This is a genomic window from Luteimonas fraxinea, assembly GCF_021233355.1.
Classification (GTDB): domain Bacteria; phylum Pseudomonadota; class Gammaproteobacteria; order Xanthomonadales; family Xanthomonadaceae; genus Luteimonas; species Luteimonas fraxinea.
The window spans coordinates 1,906,067-1,927,587 of record NZ_CP089507.1; the positions used below are offsets into that span (position 1 = coordinate 1,906,067).

19 protein-coding genes and 1 pseudogene are annotated in these 21,521 nt (G+C 68.7%); 11 read left to right on the plus strand and 9 right to left on the minus strand.

Annotated features, from left to right (window positions below):
* Positions 1-127: 127 nt before the first annotated feature.
* The gene (gene tyrS / locus LU699_RS08470) at positions 128-1,345 is read right to left on the minus strand and encodes a tyrosine--tRNA ligase (RefSeq protein WP_232136513.1); all 1,218 of its coding nucleotides are present in this window, start codon (positions 1,343-1,345) and stop codon (positions 128-130) included.
* A gap of 174 nt (positions 1,346-1,519) precedes the next feature.
* On the opposite strand from tyrS, the gene LU699_RS08475 reads away from it, so the two are divergent.
* Together LU699_RS08475 and LU699_RS08480 are read left to right on the plus strand one after the other, a co-directional pair.
* On the plus strand, positions 1,520-2,986 hold the full coding sequence (locus LU699_RS08475) for a M23 family metallopeptidase (RefSeq protein WP_232136514.1): 1,467 nt from the start codon (positions 1,520-1,522) through the stop codon (positions 2,984-2,986).
* 69 nt (positions 2,987-3,055) lie between these two features.
* Complete coding sequence (locus tag LU699_RS08480) at positions 3,056-4,189, plus strand: anhydro-N-acetylmuramic acid kinase (protein ID WP_232136515.1); 1,134 nt, start codon at positions 3,056-3,058, stop codon at positions 4,187-4,189.
* 156 nt (positions 4,190-4,345) lie between these two features.
* On the opposite strand, the gene LU699_RS08485 is transcribed toward LU699_RS08480, so the two are convergent.
* The 3 genes from LU699_RS08485 to LU699_RS08495 form a co-directional block, all read right to left on the minus strand.
* Positions 4,346-4,612 (minus strand): hypothetical protein, encoded by a 267-nt coding sequence (locus tag LU699_RS08485; RefSeq protein ID WP_232136516.1) that lies wholly within the window; start codon positions 4,610-4,612, stop codon positions 4,346-4,348.
* 129 nt (positions 4,613-4,741) lie between these two features.
* Positions 4,742-6,136, minus strand: coding sequence for an AmpG family muropeptide MFS transporter (locus LU699_RS08490; RefSeq protein ID WP_232136518.1), 1,395 nt, complete (start codon positions 6,134-6,136; stop codon positions 4,742-4,744).
* Positions 6,133-6,951, minus strand: coding sequence for an exodeoxyribonuclease III (locus LU699_RS08495; RefSeq protein ID WP_232148370.1), 819 nt, complete (start codon positions 6,949-6,951; stop codon positions 6,133-6,135). Before LU699_RS08495 ends, LU699_RS08490 begins: the two co-directional genes overlap by 4 nt.
* Before the next feature lie 374 nt (positions 6,952-7,325).
* Here LU699_RS08495 and LU699_RS08500 point away from each other — a divergent pair, with 374 nt between their 5' ends.
* The 4 genes from LU699_RS08500 (at position 7,326) to LU699_RS08515 (ending at position 10,052) form a co-directional block, all read left to right on the plus strand.
* A complete protein-coding gene (locus LU699_RS08500) occupies positions 7,326-7,838 on the plus strand; it encodes a GNAT family N-acetyltransferase (RefSeq protein WP_232136520.1) in 513 nt (170 codons plus the stop codon).
* Positions 7,835-8,494 (plus strand): orotate phosphoribosyltransferase, encoded by a 660-nt coding sequence (pyrE, locus tag LU699_RS08505; protein ID WP_232136521.1) that lies wholly within the window; start codon positions 7,835-7,837, stop codon positions 8,492-8,494. The genes LU699_RS08500 and pyrE overlap by 4 nt, the downstream gene beginning before the upstream one ends.
* Positions 8,495-8,528: 34 nt before the next feature.
* Positions 8,529-9,179: a hypothetical protein gene (locus LU699_RS08510; RefSeq protein WP_232136522.1), complete on the plus strand. Its 651-nt coding sequence runs from the start codon at positions 8,529-8,531 to the stop codon at positions 9,177-9,179.
* A 78-nt stretch (positions 9,180-9,257) separates the two neighbouring features.
* Positions 9,258-10,052: an undecaprenyl-diphosphate phosphatase gene (locus LU699_RS08515; protein ID WP_232136523.1), complete on the plus strand. Its 795-nt coding sequence runs from the start codon at positions 9,258-9,260 to the stop codon at positions 10,050-10,052.
* Between the two features lie 3 nt (positions 10,053-10,055).
* Here the strand turns inward: LU699_RS08515 and LU699_RS08520 are convergent, their stop codons facing one another.
* Positions 10,056-10,844 (minus strand): TatD family hydrolase, encoded by a 789-nt coding sequence (locus tag LU699_RS08520; protein ID WP_232136526.1) that lies wholly within the window; start codon positions 10,842-10,844, stop codon positions 10,056-10,058.
* A gap of 146 nt (positions 10,845-10,990) precedes the next feature.
* Positions 10,991-12,766 (minus strand): endonuclease, encoded by a 1,776-nt coding sequence (locus LU699_RS08525; protein ID WP_232136527.1) that lies wholly within the window; start codon positions 12,764-12,766, stop codon positions 10,991-10,993.
* Between the two features lie 92 nt (positions 12,767-12,858).
* On the opposite strand from LU699_RS08525, the gene hrpB reads away from it, so the two are divergent.
* On the plus strand, positions 12,859-15,411 hold the full coding sequence (hrpB, locus tag LU699_RS08530) for an ATP-dependent helicase HrpB (protein WP_232136529.1): 2,553 nt from the start codon (positions 12,859-12,861) through the stop codon (positions 15,409-15,411).
* Between the two features lie 125 nt (positions 15,412-15,536).
* Positions 15,537-15,893, plus strand: a complete 357-nt coding sequence (locus LU699_RS08535) for a hypothetical protein (protein WP_232136530.1) — start codon at positions 15,537-15,539, stop codon at positions 15,891-15,893.
* A gap of 76 nt (positions 15,894-15,969) precedes the next feature.
* On the opposite strand, the gene LU699_RS08540 is transcribed toward LU699_RS08535, so the two are convergent.
* The 3 genes from LU699_RS08540 to LU699_RS08550 all read right to left on the minus strand — a co-directional run bounded on the left by LU699_RS08540 (position 15,970) and on the right by LU699_RS08550 (position 18,726).
* On the minus strand, positions 15,970-17,115 hold the full coding sequence (locus LU699_RS08540; RefSeq protein WP_232136531.1) for a hybrid sensor histidine kinase/response regulator: 1,146 nt from the start codon (positions 17,113-17,115) through the stop codon (positions 15,970-15,972).
* A gap of 118 nt (positions 17,116-17,233) precedes the next feature.
* Positions 17,234-17,770, minus strand: a complete 537-nt coding sequence (locus tag LU699_RS08545; protein WP_232136532.1) for a pseudouridine synthase — start codon at positions 17,768-17,770, stop codon at positions 17,234-17,236.
* Between the two features lie 101 nt (positions 17,771-17,871).
* A complete protein-coding gene (locus tag LU699_RS08550; protein WP_327058887.1) occupies positions 17,872-18,726 on the minus strand; it encodes a class I SAM-dependent methyltransferase in 855 nt (284 codons plus the stop codon).
* A gap of 181 nt (positions 18,727-18,907) precedes the next feature.
* Here LU699_RS08550 and LU699_RS08555 point away from each other — a divergent pair, with 181 nt between their 5' ends.
* The 3 genes and pseudogenes from LU699_RS08555 to LU699_RS08570 all read left to right on the plus strand — a co-directional run bounded on the left by LU699_RS08555 (position 18,908) and on the right by LU699_RS08570 (position 21,377).
* Positions 18,908-19,858 carry an aldo/keto reductase gene (locus LU699_RS08555; RefSeq protein WP_232136533.1) on the plus strand — a complete coding sequence of 317 codons (951 nt, stop codon included), beginning with the start codon at positions 18,908-18,910 and terminating at the stop codon, positions 19,856-19,858.
* Positions 19,855-20,285, plus strand: a pseudogene (locus tag LU699_RS18380) (VOC family protein). Before LU699_RS08555 ends, LU699_RS18380 begins: the two are co-directional and overlap by 4 nt.
* A 69-nt stretch (positions 20,286-20,354) precedes the next feature.
* The gene (locus tag LU699_RS08570; RefSeq protein ID WP_232136537.1) at positions 20,355-21,377 is read left to right on the plus strand and encodes an NADP-dependent oxidoreductase; all 1,023 of its coding nucleotides are present in this window, start codon (positions 20,355-20,357) and stop codon (positions 21,375-21,377) included.
* The last annotated feature ends 144 nt before the right edge of the window (positions 21,378-21,521 follow it).

A 21,521-nucleotide genomic window follows, 5' to 3' on the forward strand; every position in this document is an offset into this window, starting at 1 on the left:
GGGTCGACGCGCGGAGCGCGTCGGGTGAGGGTCGGGGCTTTACCGGCGCGCGGGGGAAGCACCCTCATCCGCCCTCCGGGCACCTTCTCCCAGAGGGAGAAGGACAAGCCGGGAGCGAAAAGCAGCCTCAGCCCGCGACCAGCCGCACCCGGGCGAAATTGCGCTTGCCGACCTGCAGCACGCCTTCGAAGCCGGGCTTGAACTCCAGACCCGCGTCGTCGACCACCGCGCCGTCGACCTTGACCGCACGCTCTTTCAACTTGCGACTGGCTTCCGAATTGCTCGGCGTGATGCCGGCGGCGGTCAGCAGCGCACCGATGCGCAGGCCTTCAGCCGGCACGGTCACGTCCTGCAGCGGCAGCAGCGACACGTCGCCTTCGCCGGAGATCGCGACCTGCCAGCCGCGGATCGCGAGCTCGGCCGCGTCCGCATCGTGGAAGCGCGTCGCGAGTTCGCGCGCCAGGCGCAACTTCACGTCGCGCGGGTTCAGCGTGCCGGCCTCGACCTGCGCCTTCAGCGCCTTCGCCTCGTCGATGCCGATCTCGAAGCTCAGCAGTTCGATCCAGTCCCACATCAGCGCGTCGCCGATCTTCATGGTCTTGTTGACCATGTCGATCGCCGGTTCGGTCACACCGATGTAGTTGCCGAGCGACTTGCCCATCTTGTTGACCCCGTCGAGCCCGACCAGCAGCGGCATCGTCAGCACGATCTGCGGCGCCTGGCCGTGGCTTTCCTGCAGGCCGCGGCCCATCAGCAGGTTGAACTTCTGGTCGGTGCCGCCGCATTCGACGTCGGCCTGCAGCGCAACGGAGTCGTAGCCCTGCACCAGCGGGTAGAGGAATTCGTGGATCGCGATCGGCTGCTGGCCGGCGTAGCGCTTGGCGAAATCGTCACGCTCGAGCATCCGCGCCACGGTGTGCGAGGACGCGAGGCGGATCATGTCGGCCGCGCCCATCGTGCCGAACCATTCGGAATTGAAGCGGACCTCGGTCTTCGACTCGTCCAGCACCTTGAACACCTGCGCCTTGTAGGTCTCGGCGTTGGCCAGCACGTCCTCGCGCGACAGCGACTTGCGGGTCGCGCTCTTGCCGGACGGGTCGCCGATCATCCCGGTGAAGTCGCCGATCAGGAAGATCACTTGGTGGCCGAGGTCCTGGAACTGGCGCAGCTTGTTGAGCAGCACCGTGTGGCCCAGATGCAGGTCCGGCGCCGTCGGGTCGAAGCCGGCCTTGATCCGCAGCGGGCGGCCGAGTTTCAGGCGCGCTTCGAGGTCGTCACGCTTGAGGATCTCGTCCGTGCCGCGGGCGATCAGATCGAGGGGAGCGGTGGCGGGCTGCAGGGACATCGGTGCGGGGATCTCGTGGATGGCTAGAAAGTGAATGCGGACACGCCAGGTTAAGGCTTCGTTATCCGGTGAACGGAGCAAAAATTCGAGTCCGGTCAGGCATTTGACGCATGGACCTCACGTCTCTATGTTACCCCGCTGACACGCCGTTCACGCCATCCGGACCCGCCCACGATGACGACTTCCGTCCCGCCGCCCCAGGCCGACGCGCACCACCAGCAGGTGCTCCACGACAACCTGCAGGCTGCGGCCCGGAACAGGCAACAGGAACAGGCATCGCGCCTGCGGCTGTATCCCGGTCGCTGGACGCGCCGCGACTGGGGCCATGCCAGCCTGTTCGCCACGCTCGGCGTCCTGGTCGTCGCACTGGTGCCCGGCGTCTCGCAGGCGATGCGCGGCGATGCGCAGCCGCAGCACGACCTGGTGACGATGTCGCTGGCACTGCCGCCACTGACCGCCAGGCAGCGCACGGCGCAGCAGACCCATGACAACTGGCAGCTGGTGACCGTCGAACGCGGTCAGACGCTGGGCTCGATCTTCTCCGATCTCGATCTGCCGGCCTCGACGATGCACCGCATCCTCGAACTGCCCGACGCCAAGGCCAAGCTGACGCGTATGCGTCCGGGCACCGAGCTGGGCTTCGACCTCACCCTCGACGGCACGCTCAACAAATTGCGCTACGACCGCAGCGACACTGAGCGCGTCGAGCTGAGCCTGGCCGGCGACACCGTCCGCGAGGAAGTCGTCGAACGTCCGGTCGAAATCCGCAACGTCGTCATCAGCGGTGAAGTGGGTCGCTCGCTGTTCCACTCGGCGCGCAAGCTGGGCCTGTCGGGCGCGAACATCAACACGCTGACCGACGAAGTCTTCAAGTACGACATCGACTTCAACACCGACGTCACCCAGACCGACCGCTTCAGCGTCGTCGTCGAGCAGATCTGGCGCGAAGGCGAACTGATCCGCAGCGGCCCGGTGCAGGCGGCGGTGTTCACCGCGAAGGGCAAGCCCTTCAGCGCGTTCCGTTACGAGCAGGACGGCAAGGCCGAGTACTACAACGCCGAAGGCCGCCCGCTGAAGAAGAGCTTCATCCGCATGCCGATCCAGTACGCGCGCCTGAGCTCGCGTTTCGGCAGCCGCCGCCATCCGGTGCTGGGCACGATGCGCATGCACAAGGGCGTCGATTACGCCGCGCCGACCGGCACGCCGATCATGGCCGCCGGCGATGCGCGCGTGCAGTTCCGCGGCGTGCAGGGCGGCTACGGCAACACCGTGGTGCTCGACCACGGTCGCGGCCACACCACGCTGTACGCGCACATGTCGCGCTTCGGCAACATCCGTCAGGGCCAGCGCGTCGCGCAGGGCACGGTGATCGGTTACGTCGGCACCACGGGCCTGTCGACCGGCCCGCATCTGCATTACGAATTCCGCGTCAACGGTGCGCACCGCAACCCGCTGCAGCACACGATGCCCGAGCCCGATCCGCTCAGCGGCGCCGCGCTGGCGCAGTTCCGCCAGCAGACCGGCCCCGCGCTCGCCCGCATCCGCGAAGTCGAGAACGTGATCTATGCGCAGGTGCCGGCCAAGCCGGATCCCGATCGGCAGGTCGCGAACGCCGCGCGGCCCGGCAACGGCCGCGGCTGATCCGCCTCAAACGCCCGGCTCTGCGCCGGGCGTTTCGTTTGCACCCTCCTCGTCTCCGGCGCTGACGCCATGTCCGATCTGTTCCTCGGCCTGATTTCGGGCACCAGCGCCGACGGCATCGACGCGGCGATTGTCCGCTTCGACGATCGCGCCGACGGCACGCTGCATGCCGAGCTGCGGTTCGGCGCGACCTATCCCTGGGACGACGCGCTGCGCGCGCGTCTGGTTGCGCTCGGTCAGCAGGCCGCATCGTTGACCCTCGACGATGTCGGCGAGCTGGATGTCCTGATTGCCGATGCGTTCGCCGATGCCGCGCTGGCGGCGATTGCCGAAGCCGGACTCAGCGCCGCCGACATCGCCGCGCTCGGTTCGCATGGCCAGACGCTGCGCCATCGTCCCTACGGACGCGCTGGCGACGGCCGTGCACCGTTCACCCTGCAGCTCGGCGACGGCGCGCGCATCGCCGAGCGCACCGGCGTGGCGACCGTCGCCGATTTCCGCCGACGTGATGTCGCCGCCGGCGGACATGGCGCGCCGTTGTTGCCCGCCTTGCATGCGGCGCTGCTGTCGCGCGCCGGCGAAGATCGCGCGGTGCTCAATCTTGGCGGCATCGCCAACCTGACCCTGTTGCCGGGCGACGGCGGTCCGGTGCGCGGCTTCGACACCGGCCCGGCCAACGGCCTGATGGATGCGTGGTGCCTGCGCCACACCGGCGAAGCCTTCGACCGAGATGGCGCGCTCGCCGCGCATGGTCGCGTCGATGCCGCACTGCTCGCGCGGCTGCGGGCCGAGCCGTGGTTCGCGGCGCCGCCGCCGAAGTCGACCGGACGCGACCAGTTCCATCTCGACTGGGTCGAGGCCGCGTTGCAGGGCGACGCGTCCACCGCCGATGTCCAGGCGACGCTGCTCGCGCTCAGCGTGACCACGATCGTCGATGCCCTGCAGTCGACCCAGCCGGGCACCGCGCGGGTGATCGGCTGTGGCGGCGGCGTGCACAACGGCGCGCTGATGCGCGCGCTGGCCGAGGCGCTACCGGGCGTCGTCGTGGAATCGAGCGCAGGGCACGGACTCGATCCGGATCATGTCGAAGCGATGGGCTTCGCGTGGCTGGCGCGGCAGACCGTGCTCGGACGGCCGGGCAATCTGCCGTCGGTCACCGGCGCGGCAGGGCCGCGCGTGCTCGGGGTCGTGCATCCGGTCTGAGGCCTGATATGTCAGGCGATACCGGGTAATGGGTGTCGCTGCGCTCGACCCATCCGGAGGCAATGCTGATCAAGGTGGTTTTTTTTGGCTCGTCAGCGTCGCCCCAACCGTGATTCCGGTGGAAGCGCGCGTGCGCGCCACAAATAGGCCGATGCCTCAGCTGGCCACTGCAGGCTGCGCGGGACCGCGGCCGATCAGGGCGAAGGTGTCGTCGGGAATCTGTTCCAGCGCGCCGATCGCGGCGGCCAGCACGCCGTCCTCGGCCGGATCGAAGGTCGAGCGTTCATCACCGACGCTGGCGCGCAGGCCCTGTTCGAGCAGGAAGCGCAGCGTGCGTGCCTGGCCCCAGCCCTGCGTGTCGGCATAGGCGCCGATGCGCTCGAGCAGCGCGGGGTCGAGATCCCTGAGTACGAGTTCGGTCATTCCGTTGTATCTCCCGTGGCGAGCGCGTCGTTGTCGAGGCACGTCCTGGTCTGAACCGTAAGGAGAACACATGTGCGGGCACCGCAACCACGGCAATGATCACGAAACACGCTGCAGGCGGACGCGCGTCTAGACCCCGGTCTGTGCTGCGACCACGGCGGGCGGCACCGGTGGTCGACGCCACAGCACGATGCACAGCACGATGGCAGGGATGCCGATCAGCGCGGTTCCGGTGAAGAACAGCGCATAACCTTCCAACAGCGTGCGGCCCACAGCCAGTTGCTCAACCCAAACACCCGAGAACCCCTTCAGCACCTTGCCTGCCAGGGCATAGAACGAACTGAGCAGGGCGTACTGCGTGGCCGTGTAGCCGATGCTGGTCAGGCTGGACATGTAGCCGATCAGTGCGACGCCCGCGTATCCACTGCAGAAGTTGTCGATCGCCATCGCCGCGGTGAACACCCCTGTATCCGAGCCGTGCAGCGCGAGATAGGCGAAGGCGAGGTTCGATCCAGGCCCGAGTACCGCGCCCGCGAGCAGTGTCGGCATGAACCCGAAACGCACCGCGGTCAATCCGGCGGCGGCGATGCCGAGAATCGTCGCGACCAGGCCGATCGAACCCCGCACCGCGCCGACGGTTTCCTTGTCGATCCCCAGATCGGCATAGAACGGGTTGGCCATCGGGCCCATCACGAAGTCGGGCATTCGGTAGAGGCAGATCGCCAGCAGCATGACGAGCGCGAACGTGCCGTGCTGGCGAAAGAACGCGATGAATGGACCGATGATCGCGTCGAACAGGCCGCGCGCCGTCCACAACGTGGGCTGCGCGTTGGCCGCCACCTCGCTGGCGACGGGTTCACGCGCGATCATCACGGCGACGACCCCGACGCCCATCATCGCGGCCATCCACAGGTACGAGATCGACCAGCCGACGTGGGCGGCCATGATCAGGATCAGCGCGTCGGTCATCAGAAGGGCGCCCCGGTAACCGAGCGTCGACGTCGACGTCAACAGGCCCTGCTGCTCGTTGCTCGAAGCACTCTCGATTCGCCAGGCATCGATCACGATGTCCTGCGTGGCCGACGCGAACGCGACGGCGAGCGCCAGCCCCCCGAAGACGAGCAAGCGGTCCAACCCGATCCCGGCGATGGTCATGACATCCTCGCGAGGCTGCACGAACACCATGCCGACCAGCGCGACCGCCACCACGATCTGCGACAGCAGCATCCAGCCACGCCGCCGTCCGAGCCAGCGCCCGAACAGCGGCGCATCGGCCTTGTCGACGAGCGGCGCCCAGAGGAACTTCAGCGAGTAGGCGATCCCGACCCACGACAGGAAACCGATCGTCGACAGCTCGATCGCGTTCTCGCGCATCCAGAACCCGAGCGTATTGCCGACGAGGTAGATCGGAATGCCGGAACTGAAGCCGAGCAACAGCATCGCCAGTACCTTGCGCTGACGCAGGTTGGCGACGACGGTACGCCAGCTCTGCCGCGGCTTCGCTTCGGCGGCCGGCGCGTTCACGCGCGGTAGTCCACGACCAGCGGGGCGTGATCGGAGAAGCGCGGCTCGGGATGCACGGCGACCGAGCGCACGCGGTCACGCAGCGACGGGGTGATGAACTGGTAGTCGATCCGCCACCCCACATTGTTGGCGCGCGCGGCGCCACGGTTGCTCCACCAGGTGTATTCGGGCGCATCGGGACGCAGCACGCGCAGCGCATCGAGCCAGCCGGTCGCGGGCGGCTCGACCAGGCCGTCGCCGCTCGCGTCGCCGATCATCGCGTTGAGCCACGCGCGCTCTGGCGGCGTGCAGCCGGAATTCTTCTGGTTGCTGGTCCAGTTCTTGATGTCGTGGCGCGCACGCACGATGTTCCAGTCGCCGCACAGCACGTAGTCGCGGCCGCTGGCCAGCCATTCGTCGAGGATCGGCTTGAGCCAGTCCATGACTTCGAACTTGAAGCCTTGGCGCAGATCGCCCGACGAACCCGACGGAATGTAGAACGAGACGACGCTGAGGTTGCCGAAGCGCGCTTCGATGTAGCGGCCCTCGTCGTCGAACGGCGCCCAGCCGAGTGAGGTGCGGATTTCGTCGGGTTCGCGCCGCGCGTAGATCGCCACGCCGCTGTAGCCCTTCTTGGTCGACGCGTCGCGGAACCAGGCCTTGTAGCCGGCGGGCAGGAAGTCCGCATGCAGGCCGGACTCGCCGGCCAGCTGGTGTTCCTGCGCCTTGGTTTCCTGCATGCACAGCACGTCGGCATCCTGGGCGACGAACCAGTCGAAGAAGCCCTTTTTCGCGGCGGAGCGCACGCCATTGGCATTGAAGCTGACGATTTTCATGCAGACCGGATCCACGTGTACCGGCGCCAAGCCTAACGGATTCGTGCTGACCGCCCAGGGCCTGCCATCCAATGCCGGGTAGTCCGCGCTGGGCCTTGCCAGCCGTCAGTTGGTGTTGCGTGGCGCAGCGCCTGACTGGCCGTCAGAGCCTGCCCCCCGCGCAGGCGGGGGTCGAGCCGCGCGGCGCCGGATGGCGGTTGGCAAGGCCCAACCCGGATGGCCGCGTCCGTGCGCGTCCTCTGCCGCGTCATCTCTCGGTCGTGGACGGACGTCCACTTCCTCGCGCTTCCTTGCCGCAGACACGCACGGGTGCGGCGCGGACCATCCGGCATTGGATGACAGGCCCTAGCCTCCGCGGCGCGTATCCTCCGCCGATGTCGTCGGGCCCGCTGCCGTGTGTCGTCATCGCCTCGACCGCACAGGCCGAGGCCGCGCGCTGCCTGCTGCTCACTGCGACGCAGACCGTCTACGCGGGCGACATCGTCTTCAATGTCGACAACGCCATGGCCGCGCCGGACAGCGACGCGATGGCGGTGCTGTTGGGTGATGTCGTCATCGGTTTCTATCGCCTCGACTACCCGACCGCGGCCTTCGCGAAACAGGCCGTCGACCGGCGTCTGGTCACGCTGCGCGCGTTCGCGCTCGGCGCGGCGTGGCAGGGCCGCGGCTTCGGGCTGCCGGTGCTCGCCGCGTGCTGCGCGGATCTGGCGCTGCGGCATCCCGAACGGATGACGCTGGCGTTGAACGTGCATGCGGCCAACGTCATCGCCGTGCACCTGTACAAGCGCGCCGGCTTCGTCGACAGCGGGGAGATCGTGCGCGGCGGCCGCGGCGGGCCGCAACACCTGATGCTGCGCGCACTCGGCGTGGGACAATGGGCGCCATGACCGACCATCGCACCCGTTTCCTGCAGCTCGCCCTCGAGGCCGACGCACTGCGCTTCGGCGAGTTCACGCTGAAGTCCGGCCGCGTCAGTCCGTATTTCTTCAACGCCGGGCGTTTCGATTCCGGTGTCGCCATCGCCACGCTGGCCGGCTGCTATGCCGATGCGCTGGAGGCTGCCGGGGTCGAGTTCGACCTGCTGTTCGGCCCGGCCTACAAGGGCATTCCGCTGGCGACGGCGCTGGCCTGCGAGTACGCGCGCCGCGGCCGCGACCTGCCGGTCGCGTTCAACCGCAAGGAAGCCAAGGCGCATGGCGAAGGCGGCCTGCTGATCGGCGCGCCACTGGCCGGACGCCGGGTGCTGATCGTCGATGACGTGATCACCGCGGGCACTGCGATCCGCGAAGCGCTGGGCCAGATCGCCGAGGGCGGCGGCACGGTGGCCGGCATCGTCATCGCGCTCGATCGCCAGGAACGCGTCACCGAAGACAGCCAGGAGTCCGCCGCGCAGCGCGTCGCGCGCGAGCAGGACGTGCCGGTGGTGGCCATCGCCGGGCTGTCCGATCTGCTTGCATTTGTCGGACAGAGCGCGACACTGGCGGCAGAACGCGAACGCCTGCTCGCCTACCGGGCACGACATGGCAGCGACACCACACGCTGATTCAACGCTTCGGGCCGTCAGGGGGACGGACGACATGCACCTTTCGATCCGACTGATGGGCGGTCTGCTGCTGGCCTGCATCGCCACCGGCGCCCTGGCGCAACAGCCGACTGCCGACCGCAAGGTCTATTGCTGGAACGAAGGCGGCCGTCGCGTGTGCGGCGATGCATTGCCGGCGTCGGCGGTGGACGCCGAACGTACCGAGATCAGCGCCCGCAGCGGCATGGCCACCGCGCACGTGAGCCGCGCACTGACCGCCGAGGAACGCAGCGCCGCCGCTGCGGCCGCGCAGCAGGCCAAGCTCGACGCCGAAGCCGCGGCCCTGCGCCAGCGCCAGGAACTGGCGATGGTCGAGTCCTATGCGACCGAAGCCGACCTGCGCCGCGCCTACGGCGAGCGCATCGTGCTGGTCGACGAAGCGCTCAAGACCTCGCGCATGGGCGTCGACAATCTGCGCAACAGCCTGCTGTCGCTGCTGCGTCAGGCCGGCGAGCGCGAACTGGCCGGCCAGGCCGTCGCCAAACCCCTGACCGACAGCATCCGCAGCCAGCACACCGACCTGCAGCGCCAGCTGGCGATCCTCGACCAGCAGCTGGTCGAACAGTCCGCGCTGGGCGGTGATCTGCAGGCCGCGCTGACCCGCTACCGCGAACTCAAGCAGTCCGCGGCCACCGCGCGCGACTGACCGCGGATCGCGCGCGGGTTCGCGCGGGCGTCGACGACCGGTATCCTCGCGGGCTTGCCCCCGCTTCGCATGAACGCCGTGTCCGATCCGATCTCCGCTCTGCTCCTCGGCATCATCGAGGGGCTTACCGAATTCCTGCCCGTCTCCAGCACCGGCCATCTGCTGATCGCCCAGCACTGGCTCGGCGCGCGCTCGGACTTCTTCAACATCGTCATCCAGGCCGGCGCGATCCTCGCGACGCTGCTGGTGTTCCGCCAGCGCATCTGGCAGCTGACGACGGGTCTGCGCGAGCGCGAGCACCGCGACTATTCGGCGAAGCTGTTCGTCGCCTTCGCGGTCACCGCGCTGGTCGGCCTGCCGGTGCGCATGGCCGGCTGGGAACTGCCGGAGACCGTCACGCCGGTCGCCTGGGCGCTGATCATCGGCGGCATCTGGATGCTGGTGGCCGAATACTTCGCCGAGAAGCGCGGCGACAACACGCATGTGACGTGGACGGTGGCCGTCGCGGTCGGTCTGGCGCAGGTCGTGGCCGGCGTGTTTCCCGGCACCTCGCGTTCGGCGACGACGATCTTCCTCGCGATGCTGCTGGGCCTGAGCCGGCGTTCGGCCGCGGCCGAGTTCGCGTTCCTCGTCGGCATCCCGACGATGTTCGCCGCCAGCGCCTACGCGTTCCTGGAACTGTGGATGGACCAGGGCCTGGGCGAGGAAGCCTGGGGCGATGTCGCGATCGCGTTCGTCGCGGCGATGGTCACCGGTTTCATCGTCGTGAAGTGGCTGCTCGGTTTCATCAAACGCCACCGCTTCACCGGCTTTGCGATCTATCGCATCGCGCTGGGTGCGGGTCTGCTGCTGTTGATGCCGTCGGGCTTCTGAGTCTTACGGCAGCCGGAAGAACGCGGCCGCCGTCGCGGTCGTCGCGTCTGCAGTGACCACGACATCCTCGCCGCGATCGCGGGCGAGTTCCTCGACGATGTGCGGCAGGAACGCCGGCTCGTTGCGACGGTCTTTCGGCAGCGGCTTGAGCGTGCGCGGCAGCAGATACGGCGCGTCGGTCTCGACCATCAGCCGGTTCGCCGGAATGTTGGGCACCAGTTCGCGCAGATGCTGGCCGCGGCGTTCGTCGCATAGCCAGCCGGTGATGCCGATGTGCCAGTCGCGGTCGAGGCACTCGAACAGCTCGCGCTTGCCGGCAGTGAAACAGTGCACGACCGCTGGGCCGATCTGCCCTTCGAACTCGCGCATGATCGCAACGAAATCGTCATGCGCATCGCGCTGGTGCAGGAACAGCGGCTTGCCGGTGTCGACCGCGATCTGCAGCTGCCGCTCGAAGGCCTTGCGCTGCGCCGGTCGCGGCGAGAAATCGCGGAAATAATCCAGACCGCACTCGCCGACCGCGACGACTTCCGGATGCGCCAGCAGCGCGCGCATCTCCGCATCGCATTCGGCGGTGTATTCGACCGCGTGATGCGGATGCACGCCTGCGGTCGCGTATAGAAAACCCGGATGCGCCTGCGCGAGTTCGAGCGCCTTGGGCGAATGCTCGCGGCTGGCACCGGTGATCACCATGCGCGTCACGCCCGCCTCCCGCGCGCGCTGCAGCACTGCATCGCGATCGTGATCGAAGCTGTCGTGGGTGAGGTTGGCGCCGATGTCGATCAGCTGCATGACGGACTGCGGGGAACGTGGGGGCGTGCATTGTAGACGTCGGGCTTTGAAGCCCCCACTGCATGCCCTCGATTCGCCTGTAGAGCCCAACCCTCACCCGACGCGCTTCGCGCGTCGACCTCTCCCGGAGGGAGAGGTGCAGATGCCTAGTTCAACAACTGGCAACTCGCCGGCGTCGTGCTTTCGAACAGCGCGCGTGTCGCCCATTGCGGCTGGTCGATGAAGGGATTGCGGTTGCCCTGGAAGCTGTAGACCACTTCATTGCGTTCGCGCTCGCGGGCGTCCGGCGGGTCGGCCTGGTGCCAAGCCAGCAGCGTCGACAGCAGACCCATGTAGGCCGGTGATGCCGACGTCGATACGATACGGCTGCGGTCGTCGGTCAGCTCGAGATCGGGCTCGCCCTGTCTCGTCGTCGGATGCGCGCCGCCTTCGTAGCGGATCGCCATGTACAGCACCGCGCGTGCGATATCGCCCTTGCGATGGCCCCAGACCTGGAAGCCGCTGGTGTTGGTCCAGTTGGAATTGCCGGGGAACAGACCGGTGCCACCGCCGACGCCCTGGTTCGCTTCGGTCGCGCGCTCGCTGCAGTTGGCCGAAGCCGTGCAGTCGGCCAGCGGTTTGTTGCCGCGCGCCGAGTTGTGGTCGGTATCGCTGAGAGAGAGCATGTGCGCGTCGGTGTGCGGCGCGTTCGGCAGACCCTTGTCGCCGCTGGTCGACGGGAAGCCGAGCGACTTGGGCCAGGTGTGCTCACGGTTGTAGGTCAGCCCGCTGCCGGTGCCCGCACGACCGCTGCCCTTGGCGTAGCTGCGGTTGCGGTAGACGTCGAGGATCTTGCCGCTGTCGGTCGGATCCTCGTCGGCGATTTCGAGGATCGTCCAGGTGTTCGTCGTGCCGCCGCTGTAGGGATACGAGGTGTGGCCCCGGATCGTCGCGTGCAGCGAGCAGCGCAGCTGGCCGGGACTGCTGGTGTTGACGCGTGCGTAGTAGTCGCCGCTGTCGCCACCGCCACCGCTGCTGGCGACGTTGAACGCGATGACCGCATTGGCGGCCGGCGACAGACCGGCGGCATCGGAGACCGCAGTGGCATTGACCGTCAGCGTGCAGGCTTCGCCGGCATGCAAGGCGGTGCCGGTGCCGATGGCGAACGTGCTGCCGGTGCTCGCATGGTCGAGCGTCACTGCGCCCGAGGTCGCGCACTGCAGCGCGAATGCGCCGTTGGCCAGCGTGACCGCTTCGCTGAAGGACACCGACAGATCGCCGGCTGCCGGGAAATCGGATGCACCGCTGGCCGGCGAGGTCGCAGTGATCGACGGGGCTGTGGTGTCGCTGCCACCGCCACTGCCGCCGAAGGTCTGGCCGGCGTTGCAGGCACCGAAGGTCTGCGTCGACGACGGCGCCCAGACGAAGTCGGCGGCGGTGCTGCCATTGCCGGTCAACTGCAGCGAGGTGCCGACCGGCGCGGTCGCACTCTCCGACACCGGCAGGTTCTGGCTGGTCAGTCCGGCGGCGGGGCCGTTGCCGGCGACGATCGTGCCTTCGTAGCTGATGAACTGCACGACGTTCCCGGCGCCGTCGACCAGCGCGATGCCGTCGTTCGGCCCGTTCTGCAGACCATCGCGCGGCCAGGTGACGGTGGCCATGCCGACGCTCGCGCCGCAGTTGCGCGTCTGCGCAGCCGGCACCGCGACATTGCCGTAGGTCGTCGCCGCATTCGGCGCGTTGCTGCCGTTGTAGAGCCACACGCGGTAGCCGGACAGGTTTTCGCCCGCGGTCGCGACGATTTCCACCGCTTCGCCGACATCCGCGCCCGCGTTGTCGTAATGCAGCTCGTTGATGAAGACCTCGGCGAACGCGGCGGGCGCGGTCGCGGACAGGCCGCAGAGCAGCAGGACGTGCGGAAGACGACGAAGACGAGCGCGCATGGCAAATCCGGTGACGGTGCAGCGGCCGAATCTAATCGGCCACGATGACCACCGATACCGGGGCAAACCCTTGCATGCGTGCATCGACGCCGATGCGTGACGTCGTTAGCCTGTGCGCCGTGACGCACGCCGCCTCTCCCGTCTTTCCCATCACGTCGTTGTTGCCGGAGATCGTCTCCAGCCTCGCCGTGCATCCGCGCCTGGTGCTCGAAGCGCCGCCGGGCGCGGGCAAGACCACGCAGGTGCCGCTGGCGCTGCGCGACGCGGCGTGGCTGGGCGACCGGAAGATCGTGATGCTGGAACCGCGGCGCGTCGCCGCGCGTTCGGCAGCGACGTTCATGGCGCGCCAGCTCGGCGACGACGTCGGCGGCCTCGTCGGTTATCGCATCCGTTTCGAGCAGCGCATCAGCGCGCGCACGCGGATCGAGGTCGTCACCGAAGGCATCCTGACGCGGATGCTGCAGGACGATCCGGAACTGGGCGACGTCGGCGCGCTGCTGTTCGACGAGTTCCACGAGCGCCATCTCGCCGGCGATCTCGGCCTCGCACTCGCGCGTGACGTGCAGACCGGTCTGCGCGAAGACCTGCGACTGGTGGTGATGTCGGCGACGCTCGACGGCGCGCGCATCGCGCAGTGGCTCGACGCGCCGCGACTGTCGAGCGCGGGCCGCAGCTTTCCGGTCGATGTCTCGCACGTACCGCCGAAGCGCGACGAGGCGCTCGAACACCAGGTGCGCCGTGTGCTCGTCGATGCCCTGGCGACACAGCCCGGCGATGCGCTGGTATTCCTGCCCGGCCAGCGCGAGATCGCACGCTGTCGCGCCCAGCTCGAAGCCGCGTTGCCCGGCGATGTCGAACTGCTGGTGTTGCATGGCGAACTGCCGGTCGACGCGCAGACGCATGTGCTGCAGCCATCGACCGATGGCCGTCGTCGTGTGGTGCTGGCCACCAACGTCGCCGAGAGCAGCGTGACCCTGCCGGGCGTGCGCATCGTCGTCGACAGCGGCCAGGCGCGCGAGCCGCGCTTCGATCCCAACAGTGGCTTCTCGCGTCTGGAGATCGTGTCCATCTCGCAGGCGTCGGCGGACCAGCGCGCGGGGCGCGCCGGGCGTGTCGCATCGGGCGTGGCGCTGCGCCTGTGGCCGGAATCGCAGCGGCTGGAGCCGCAGCGGCGCCCAGAGATCGCGCAGGTCGATCTCGCCGCACTCGCACTCGAACTCGCCGCGTGGGGCGATCCCTCGTTGGCATTTCCGGATCCACCGCCCGCCGGCGCGATGGGCGCCGCGCACGATCTGCTGCAGCGACTCGATGCGCTGGATACGCGCGGTGCGATCACGCAGACCGGGCGTCGCATGCTCGCGCTCGGCACGCATCCACGCCTCGCGGCGATGCTGCTGGCCGGCGCGGATGCCGGCGAACGCGCACTGGCCTGCGATCTGTGCGCGTTGCTGGAAGCGCGCGATCCGCTGCGGCCACTGCCGGGCACGCCGCGCTCGGATGGCGTGGCTGCGCGCTGGCAGGCGCTTGCGGCATTCCGCAGTGGACGCACGCCGGCCGATGCGCAACGCGGCGCGCTCGCCGCGATCGATGCGGCCGCCAAACAATGGCGCCGACGCCTGAAGCTCGACGCTGCGCCGCCGTCGTCCGCACCGGCGCACGTATTCGGCGATCTGCTCGCCCATGCATTTACCGATCGCATCGGCTATCGCCACGCGCGCGACGATGCGCGCTACACGCTCAGCAACGGCCGCATGGCCCGCCTGTTCGACGACAGCACCTTGCGCGGCGAACAGTGGATCGTCGCCAGCGAATTGCGCCACGAGACCAAGGACGCGCTGTTACTGCGCGGCGCGCCGGTCGACGAGGCGCGGCTGCGTCGGCAATGGCCGGAGCGCTTCACCGATGCCGACGAGACGCGCTGGGACGCCGAGCGTCGCGCGCTGGTCGGCGAGCGCGTACGCCGATTCGACGGCATCGTGCTCGACGCACGTGCAAACGGTCGCGTCGATCCGGCGCAGGCCGCGCAGGCACTGAGCGATGCGGTCGGTGCGCTCGGCCTCGATGTGCTGCCGTGGCGTGACGGTCTGCGGCAATGGCAGGCGCGCGTGCAGGCGGTGCGCGCGTGGATGCCCGAACTCGCACTGCCGGATCTCTCGGATGCGGCGCTGCGGGCGACGCGCGACGCGTGGCTGCGGCCCGCGTTCGCCGGCATCACCCGGCTCGATGCACTCGGCGCGGACGCACTGGCCGATGCTTTGCAGCACCAGCTGGACTGGTCACTGCGCCAGCAGCTCGATCGCATGGCGCCGGTGCGCATCACCGTGCCGTCGGGCATGGCGCGGGCGATCGACTACGCGATCGAGGCCGACGGCACGCCAGCGCCGCCGGTGCTCGCGGTCAAGCTGCAGGAACTGTTCGGCCTGGCGAAGACGCCGACCGTTGCCGATGGCCGCGTGCCGCTGACGATCCATCTGCTGTCGCCCGCGGGTCGCCCGTTGCAGGTCACGCGCGACCTCGCTGGCTTCTGGGAGCGCACGTATCCCGAAGTGCGCAAGGAAATGAAGGGGCGATATCCGAAGCATCCTTGGCCGGAAGATCCGTGGAATGCGCCTGCAACACATCGCGCGAAACCGCGCGGCACCTGACGCCTCGCACGTCCTTTACCGAACGTCAGCCAAACGAAGCCTGCCGCGATCCGCAGCGCTCACGCCAGTTCGACAGCCCGTAACGAAGACTCGTCCATCCCACATCGGACATCCGAGGTCATTCCATGAGCAAGTTCGAAGCGTTGTCCGACAAGGCACTGTCGCTGGTCGGCCAGGCAGGCGACAGCCTGCGTCATGCGATTCCCGATTCCGCCGAGAAGTGGCTGCAGACGGGCGTCGCGCTCGGCGCGGCACGCACCGGCACCAAGCTGGCGGGCGGTTTCCTGCGTCGCAATCCTGCGATTCTCGCCGCGTCGGTGATCGGCGCCGGTCTGGTCTGGGTTGCGGCCCGCCAGTACAAGAAGCGCAAGGAAGGCGGCGCGGTCGAAGGCAGCTCGCGCCGTATCGAGCCGACCCGTGCACCGGCCCGCAAGCGCACCACCGCGCGTCGCGGCGCAGCGGCGTCGAACAGCGAAGACTGAGTCAAAGGATCACCCGTGCGCTGGCCATGCGGCCAGGCGCAGGTCGACCGGACGCGGGCCTCAGGCCCGCGTTTTTTTATGTCTGGTCGTCCTGCGGGTCGTCGTTGGCAGCCGGACGTTCGGCCTCCGCGGACATCTGCGGCAGTTCGATGATGAAGCGCGCGCCGCCGCCTTCGCGGTCCTCGTACCAGAGCTGGCCACCGAGGTCGACGATGATCTGCTTGGCCAACGACAGGCCCAGACCGCTGGAGCGGCCATCGTCCTTGCCGGCATGAGCAAGCCGCTGGAACGGCCGGAACAGCGCGTGCTGCTGGTCGCGGGCGATACCGGGGCCGCGGTCTTCGACCAGCAGCTGCCAGAAGCCCACGCCGCCGCCGCGCAACGAGATGTCGACGTTGCTGTCGGGCGCGTACTTGATCGCGTTGGTGATCAGGTTCTCGGCGACCTGGCGCAGCACCAGCCCGTCGATCGCGACCAGCGGCGCGGCATCGGGCGCACGCGCCTGCAACTGCACGCCGCGATCCTCGAACTGCATGGCGTAGCGCGCGACGATCCAGTCCAGCACATCGCGCAGACCCGTCGACTGCGCGGCCTCGGCGGCCTTGCGCGAGGTGTCCTGGGTTTCCAGGTAGCGACGGATGTAGCCGAGCGCGTCTTCGGCGCTCTCGTGGATCATCTTGTGATAGCGCGGAATGCGCTCGGGCTTGGTCTCGTTCTTGACCAGCATGTCGCTGGCGAACCAAATGCTCGACAGCGGATTCTTCAGATCGTGCGCGACCAGGTTCACCAACTCCTGGCGCTCGCGCGCGATGCGCTCGAGACGGTCGCGGGTCTGCTTGAGGCCGACGTGCGCGTTGACGCGCGCGAGCAGCTCCTCGGGCATGAAGGGCTTGGTGACGTAGTCGACCGCGCCGGCGTCAAACGCGCGCAGCAGCAGTTCGCGGTCCTGGGCGACGGTGAGGAACACCACCGGCAGGCGCAGCAGATCCGGGTTCTGCTTGATCTCGGCCAGCAGCGCGAAGCCGTCCATGTTCGGCATCAGCATGTCGAGCAGCAGCAGGTCGGGCTGGCGCGCTTCGAGCATCGCCAACGCTTCGGCGCCGTCGGGCGCCGTCTGCACCTCGTAGCCGTGACGGCTCAGCAGCGAACTGACGACACGCAGGTTCGCAGGCTGGTCATCGACGACGAGGATGCGACCGCTGGCGTTTGCAGAGTTCGGCATTGGCTTCCGGGGTGGCCCCGAACGGGGAATGGGCGACACGCGACGCAGACGTGCGATCCGCCCGGCACGTTACCAGAAAGCCGGTCGACTGCGGACCCCGCCCGGACCGTCTGTGCCCTTAAAGCGCCCGCCAGGCGCCGGGCGCCAGCGTGTCCAGCGACCAGTCGCCGATCGCCACCCGCACCAGCCGCAGCGTCGGCAGGCCCACCGCCGCGGTCATGCGCCGCACCTGGCGGTTGCGGCCTTCGCGGATGGTCAGTTCCAGCCAGGCGTCGGGCACGGTCTTGCGGAACCGCACCGGCGGATCGCGCGGCCACAGCACCGGCGGCGGGTCGAGCAGCGTGACCTGCGCCGGGCGGGTCGGCCCGTCGTTGAGCGTCACGCCGTCGCGCAGCGCCTGCAGCTGGTCCGGCGACGGCGTGCCTTCCACCTGCACCCGGTAGGTCTTGGGCAGCTTGTGGCGCGGATCGGTGATGCGGTTGGCCAGCGGGCCGTCGTCGGTCAGCAGCAGCAGGCCTTCGCTGTCGTGGTCGAGGCGCCCGGCGGCGTAGACATCGGGCGGCAGGCCGAAGCCGGCCAGCGTCGGACGCGGCGGCGTGCTGCGGTCGGTGAACTGGCAGAGCACGCCGTAGGGCTTGTTGAAGGCGACGAGCATGGAATTCGCAGATCGATCGGAACGGCACCGCGACCGACACCAGCACCGGACGACCGCGATCGTCCAGCGCTGACGTCTGACCGCTTAAGCCCTCACGGCTTTCAGGGCTTCACAAACCGCAGCGTCATCCGGTCGCTCTCGCCGATCGCGGCGTACTTTGCCGCGTCCGCAGGGGCATGCCGATTGGCCGGCGGCAGCATCCACACGCCATCGGCATGGTCGCGTGTGTCCTTCGGATTCGCATTGACCTCGCTGCTGCCGTCGACGCGGAAACCCGCGGCCTGGGCGAGCGCGATGACCTGCGCGGTCCCGACATAGCCGCTGCGGTCGTCGGCGGGCACGTCGGCCTTGGCACGATGTTCGACCACGCCCAGCACGCCGCCCGGGCGCAGCACGTCGTAGAAGCCCTTGAACATGCCCTCGGCCTGACCGGACGAACGCCAGTTGTGCACGTTGCGGAAGGTGAGCACGACATCGGCGGAGTTCGACGGGCCGAAGCGCGGTGCCTTCGGGTCGTAGCTCACCATGCGCGCGCGATCGAACTGCGCGGGCGCGCCGTCGAAGCGGGCCTGCAAACCGTCACGCTGGCTGGTCTGGTAATCGCGGCCCCGGCCCTCGGCGGCGCTTGCCGGGTCGACCATCGCCGCGATGTAGCGACCGTTGTCGCGCAGGTACGGCGCCAGCACTTCGGCGTACCACGCGCCGCTGCCGGGGGTGATCTCGATGACGGTCTGCTCCGGACGCACGCCGAAGAACGCCAGCGTTTCGCGCGGATGACGGTACTGGTCACGCGCGCGGTTCTCGGCGCTGCGCCAGTCACCGGCGAGTGCGCTGTCGAGGCGGGCGACATTGCTGGAGTCGAGGTCGGCGGCCGAATCGGCGGGCACCTGCGGCGCGCTGGCGCAGCCGGCGAGGGCGATCAGGGCGACGGCGCAGAACGACAAGCTGCGTTGCATGGGCGGAACTCCGGACGCGGACGTGGCGCAAGGGTGCCACAAGCCGCGTGGCGAACGTCGTCGCCCGTCCTGCGGGTCGACGGGACGTCGTGCCGGAACACTGCTTTGCGTGTCCCCCGGTGTCGGTCGCGCGTCGGCCCTGCCTATGCTGTCGCCATTCTTTTGCAGGCAGGAGCGGCACATGTCGGAACGCGAACTCGGACGTTCGGGACTCAGGGTTTCGCCACTGGCGTTCGGTGGCAACGTCTTCGGCTGGAGCGCCGACGAGGCCACGACACATGCGCTGCTCGACGAATGCGTCGCGCTGGGCCTCAATCTCGTCGATACCGCCGACGTGTATTCGGCCTGGGTCGACGGCAACCAGGGTGGCGAATCGGAAACACTGATCGGCCGCTGGCTGCAGAAGAGCGGCAAGCGCGAGCGGGTGGTGATCGCCACCAAGGTCGCCAAGTGGCCGCAGCGCAGGGGCCTGTCGCCGGCCAACATCCAGGCCGCGTGCGAGGACTCGCTGCGCCGCCTGCGCACCGATGTCATCGATCTCTACCAGGCGCACGAGGACGACCCGTCGGTGCCGCTGGAAGACACGCTGGGCGCGTTCTCGCGCCTGATCGAACAGGGCAAGGTGCGCGCGATCGGCGCGTCGAACTACATCGCGCCGCGTCTGGCCGAAGCACTCGACGTGGCCAAGCGCCACCACCTGCCGCGTTACGAAACGCTGCAGCCCGAATACAACCTCGTCGACCGCGCCGGTTACGAGGCCGCGCTGGAACCGCTGGTGCGCGAGCACGGGCTCGGCGTGATCGGCTACTACTCCCTGGCGAGCGGCTTTCTCAGCGGCAAATACCGCACCGAGGCCGACGCGGCGAAGAGCAGCGCGCGCGGCGCGCAGGTCGTGAAGCAGTACCTCAATGCACGCGGCAAGCGCGTGCTCGCTGCGCTCGACGATGCCGCGTGCCGGCATGCGGCGACCGTGGCCCAGATCGCGCTCGCATGGTTGATCGCACGGCCCGGCGTGACCGCGCCGATCGTCAGCGCGACCAGCATCACCCAGCTGCGCGAACTCGCGGCGGCGCGCACGTTGCTGCTGACGAAGTCCGACATCGCCGCGCTCGACGGCGCCAGCGCCGGATGAGCACCGCGCGCGACTTCGATGCGCTGTGGCGCACGCGCACCGACACGCGCGGGCAGCCGCCGCGGGTGATGATTCGCGTGTTCGTGGCACCCGGCGAACTCGAGACTTCAGTCGCGTTCTACGAACAGCTGCAAGGGGTGACGGCCGATGGCGGCTTTCCGTTTCCCGAGCCGGCCTGCGCCTGGCGATGGTCGGCGCGTTCCTGCTGATCGAAGGCATCGACGCGGCTCTGGCGCCGTTCCGCTCGACGGTCGGCACCCTGCTCGTCGACGATGTGCAGCCCTACTACGACCGGCTGGTCGCCGCGGGCGCGGAGATCATCTTCCCCTTGCAGCGCGTGCCGACCGGCGCCGCGTTCAATGCCGTGCACCCCGACGGCACTGTGGTCGAGTACGTGCATCACCGCCCCGATCCGCAGGGCCGCTGAGCGCGGCGATTGACGGCGCCGCACGGTCGCGTGCGCTATGAAGGGTGTCCAATCGAACAGGCCGACCCGATGAGCGACTCCACCGCCACCCGCATCGTCCTCGCCGCGCGCCCGACCGGCGCGCCGACACCCGATGACTTCCGCGTCGAAACATTCCAGGTGCCTGCGCCGCGCAACGGCCAGGTGCTGCTGCGCAACCGCTGGCTGTCGCTCGACCCCTACATGCGCGGCCGCATGAACGCCGGTCGCTCCTACGCCGCGCCGGTCGAGATCGGTGAGGTCATGGACGGCGGCACGATCTCGGAAGTGGTGCAGTCGCTGCATCCGGCCTGGTCGCCGGGCGATCTGGTGCTCGCGCATGCCGGCTGGCAGACACACGCCGTCGTCGATGGCGAAAGCCTGCGCCGCAAACTCGGCCCCGCCGGCCTGCCGGTGCAGACCGCACTCGGCGTCCACGGCATGCCCGGCTTCACCGCCTACGCCGGCCTGCACGAGATCGGCAAGCCGCAGCACGGCGAAACCGTCGTCGTCGCCGCGGCGAGCGGACCGGTGGGCGCGACTGTCGGCCAGATCGCGAAACTCCACGGCGCACGCGCCGTCGGCATCGCCGGAGGCCCGGACAAGGTCGCGCACGTCCGCGACGACCTCGGCTTCGATGTCGCCCTCGACCGCCGCGCCGACGACTTCGCCGAGCAGCTCGCGGCTGCGTGCCCGGACGGCATCGACGTCTACTTCGAGAACGTCGGTGGCAAGGTGTTCGACGCCGTGCTGCCCCTGCTCAACGACTTCGCCCGCATTCCGGTGTGCGGCCTCGTCGCCCACTACAACGACACCGCTCCGCCCGCCGGCCCCGACCGCGTGCCGCAACTGATGGGCGCGATCCTGAGCCGCCACCTGACCGTCCGCGGTTTCATCCAGCGCGACTTCATCGCGCTCTATCCCGAGTTCGTGCGCGAGATGGGGCAGTGGTTGCGCGATGGACGCGTGCGGTATCGGGAGGATGTCGTGGAGGGTCTGGAGAACGCGCCGGAGGCATTCATCGGGATGTTGGCAGGGCGGAATTTCGGGAAGTTGCTGGTCAAGCTGGACTGATTTTTTGCGCCTCGCGCGATGGCGCTCTGGCCTCTGCGTTTCCGCTGTCGCTCTGCGCTCTGCGCTCCGGGCTTTTGATCTCTGTAACGCACCCGCACCCGCACTTACCCGGAGGGCGTCGGCCATGGATGGCCGGCGTTTTCC

Coding starts and splice junctions, on each gene's coding strand:
- tyrS (WP_232136513.1), bottom strand. CDS start 1,345: ATGTCCCTGCAGCCCGCCACCGCTCCCCTCGATCTGATCGCCCGCGGC.
- LU699_RS08475 (WP_232136514.1), top strand. CDS start 1,520: ATGACGACTTCCGTCCCGCCGCCCCAGGCCGACGCGCACCACCAGCAG.
- LU699_RS08480 (WP_232136515.1), top strand. CDS start 3,056: ATGTCCGATCTGTTCCTCGGCCTGATTTCGGGCACCAGCGCCGACGGC.
- LU699_RS08485 (WP_232136516.1), bottom strand. CDS start 4,612: ATGACCGAACTCGTACTCAGGGATCTCGACCCCGCGCTGCTCGAGCGC.
- LU699_RS08495 (WP_232148370.1), bottom strand. CDS start 6,951: ATGAAAATCGTCAGCTTCAATGCCAATGGCGTGCGCTCCGCCGCGAAA.
- LU699_RS08500 (WP_232136520.1), top strand. CDS start 7,326: ATGTCGTCGGGCCCGCTGCCGTGTGTCGTCATCGCCTCGACCGCACAG.
- pyrE (WP_232136521.1), top strand. CDS start 7,835: ATGACCGACCATCGCACCCGTTTCCTGCAGCTCGCCCTCGAGGCCGAC.
- LU699_RS08510 (WP_232136522.1), top strand. CDS start 8,529: ATGCACCTTTCGATCCGACTGATGGGCGGTCTGCTGCTGGCCTGCATC.
- LU699_RS08520 (WP_232136526.1), bottom strand. CDS start 10,844: ATGCAGCTGATCGACATCGGCGCCAACCTCACCCACGACAGCTTCGAT.
- LU699_RS08525 (WP_232136527.1), bottom strand. CDS start 12,766: ATGCGCGCTCGTCTTCGTCGTCTTCCGCACGTCCTGCTGCTCTGCGGC.
- hrpB (WP_232136529.1), top strand. CDS start 12,859: ATGCGTGACGTCGTTAGCCTGTGCGCCGTGACGCACGCCGCCTCTCCC.
- LU699_RS08535 (WP_232136530.1), top strand. CDS start 15,537: ATGAGCAAGTTCGAAGCGTTGTCCGACAAGGCACTGTCGCTGGTCGGC.
- LU699_RS08540 (WP_232136531.1), bottom strand. CDS start 17,115: ATGCCGAACTCTGCAAACGCCAGCGGTCGCATCCTCGTCGTCGATGAC.
- LU699_RS08545 (WP_232136532.1), bottom strand. CDS start 17,770: ATGCTCGTCGCCTTCAACAAGCCCTACGGCGTGCTCTGCCAGTTCACC.
- LU699_RS08550 (WP_327058887.1), bottom strand. CDS start 18,726: ATGCAACGCAGCTTGTCGTTCTGCGCCGTCGCCCTGATCGCCCTCGCC.
- LU699_RS08555 (WP_232136533.1), top strand. CDS start 18,908: ATGTCGGAACGCGAACTCGGACGTTCGGGACTCAGGGTTTCGCCACTG.
- LU699_RS08570 (WP_232136537.1), top strand. CDS start 20,355: ATGAGCGACTCCACCGCCACCCGCATCGTCCTCGCCGCGCGCCCGACC.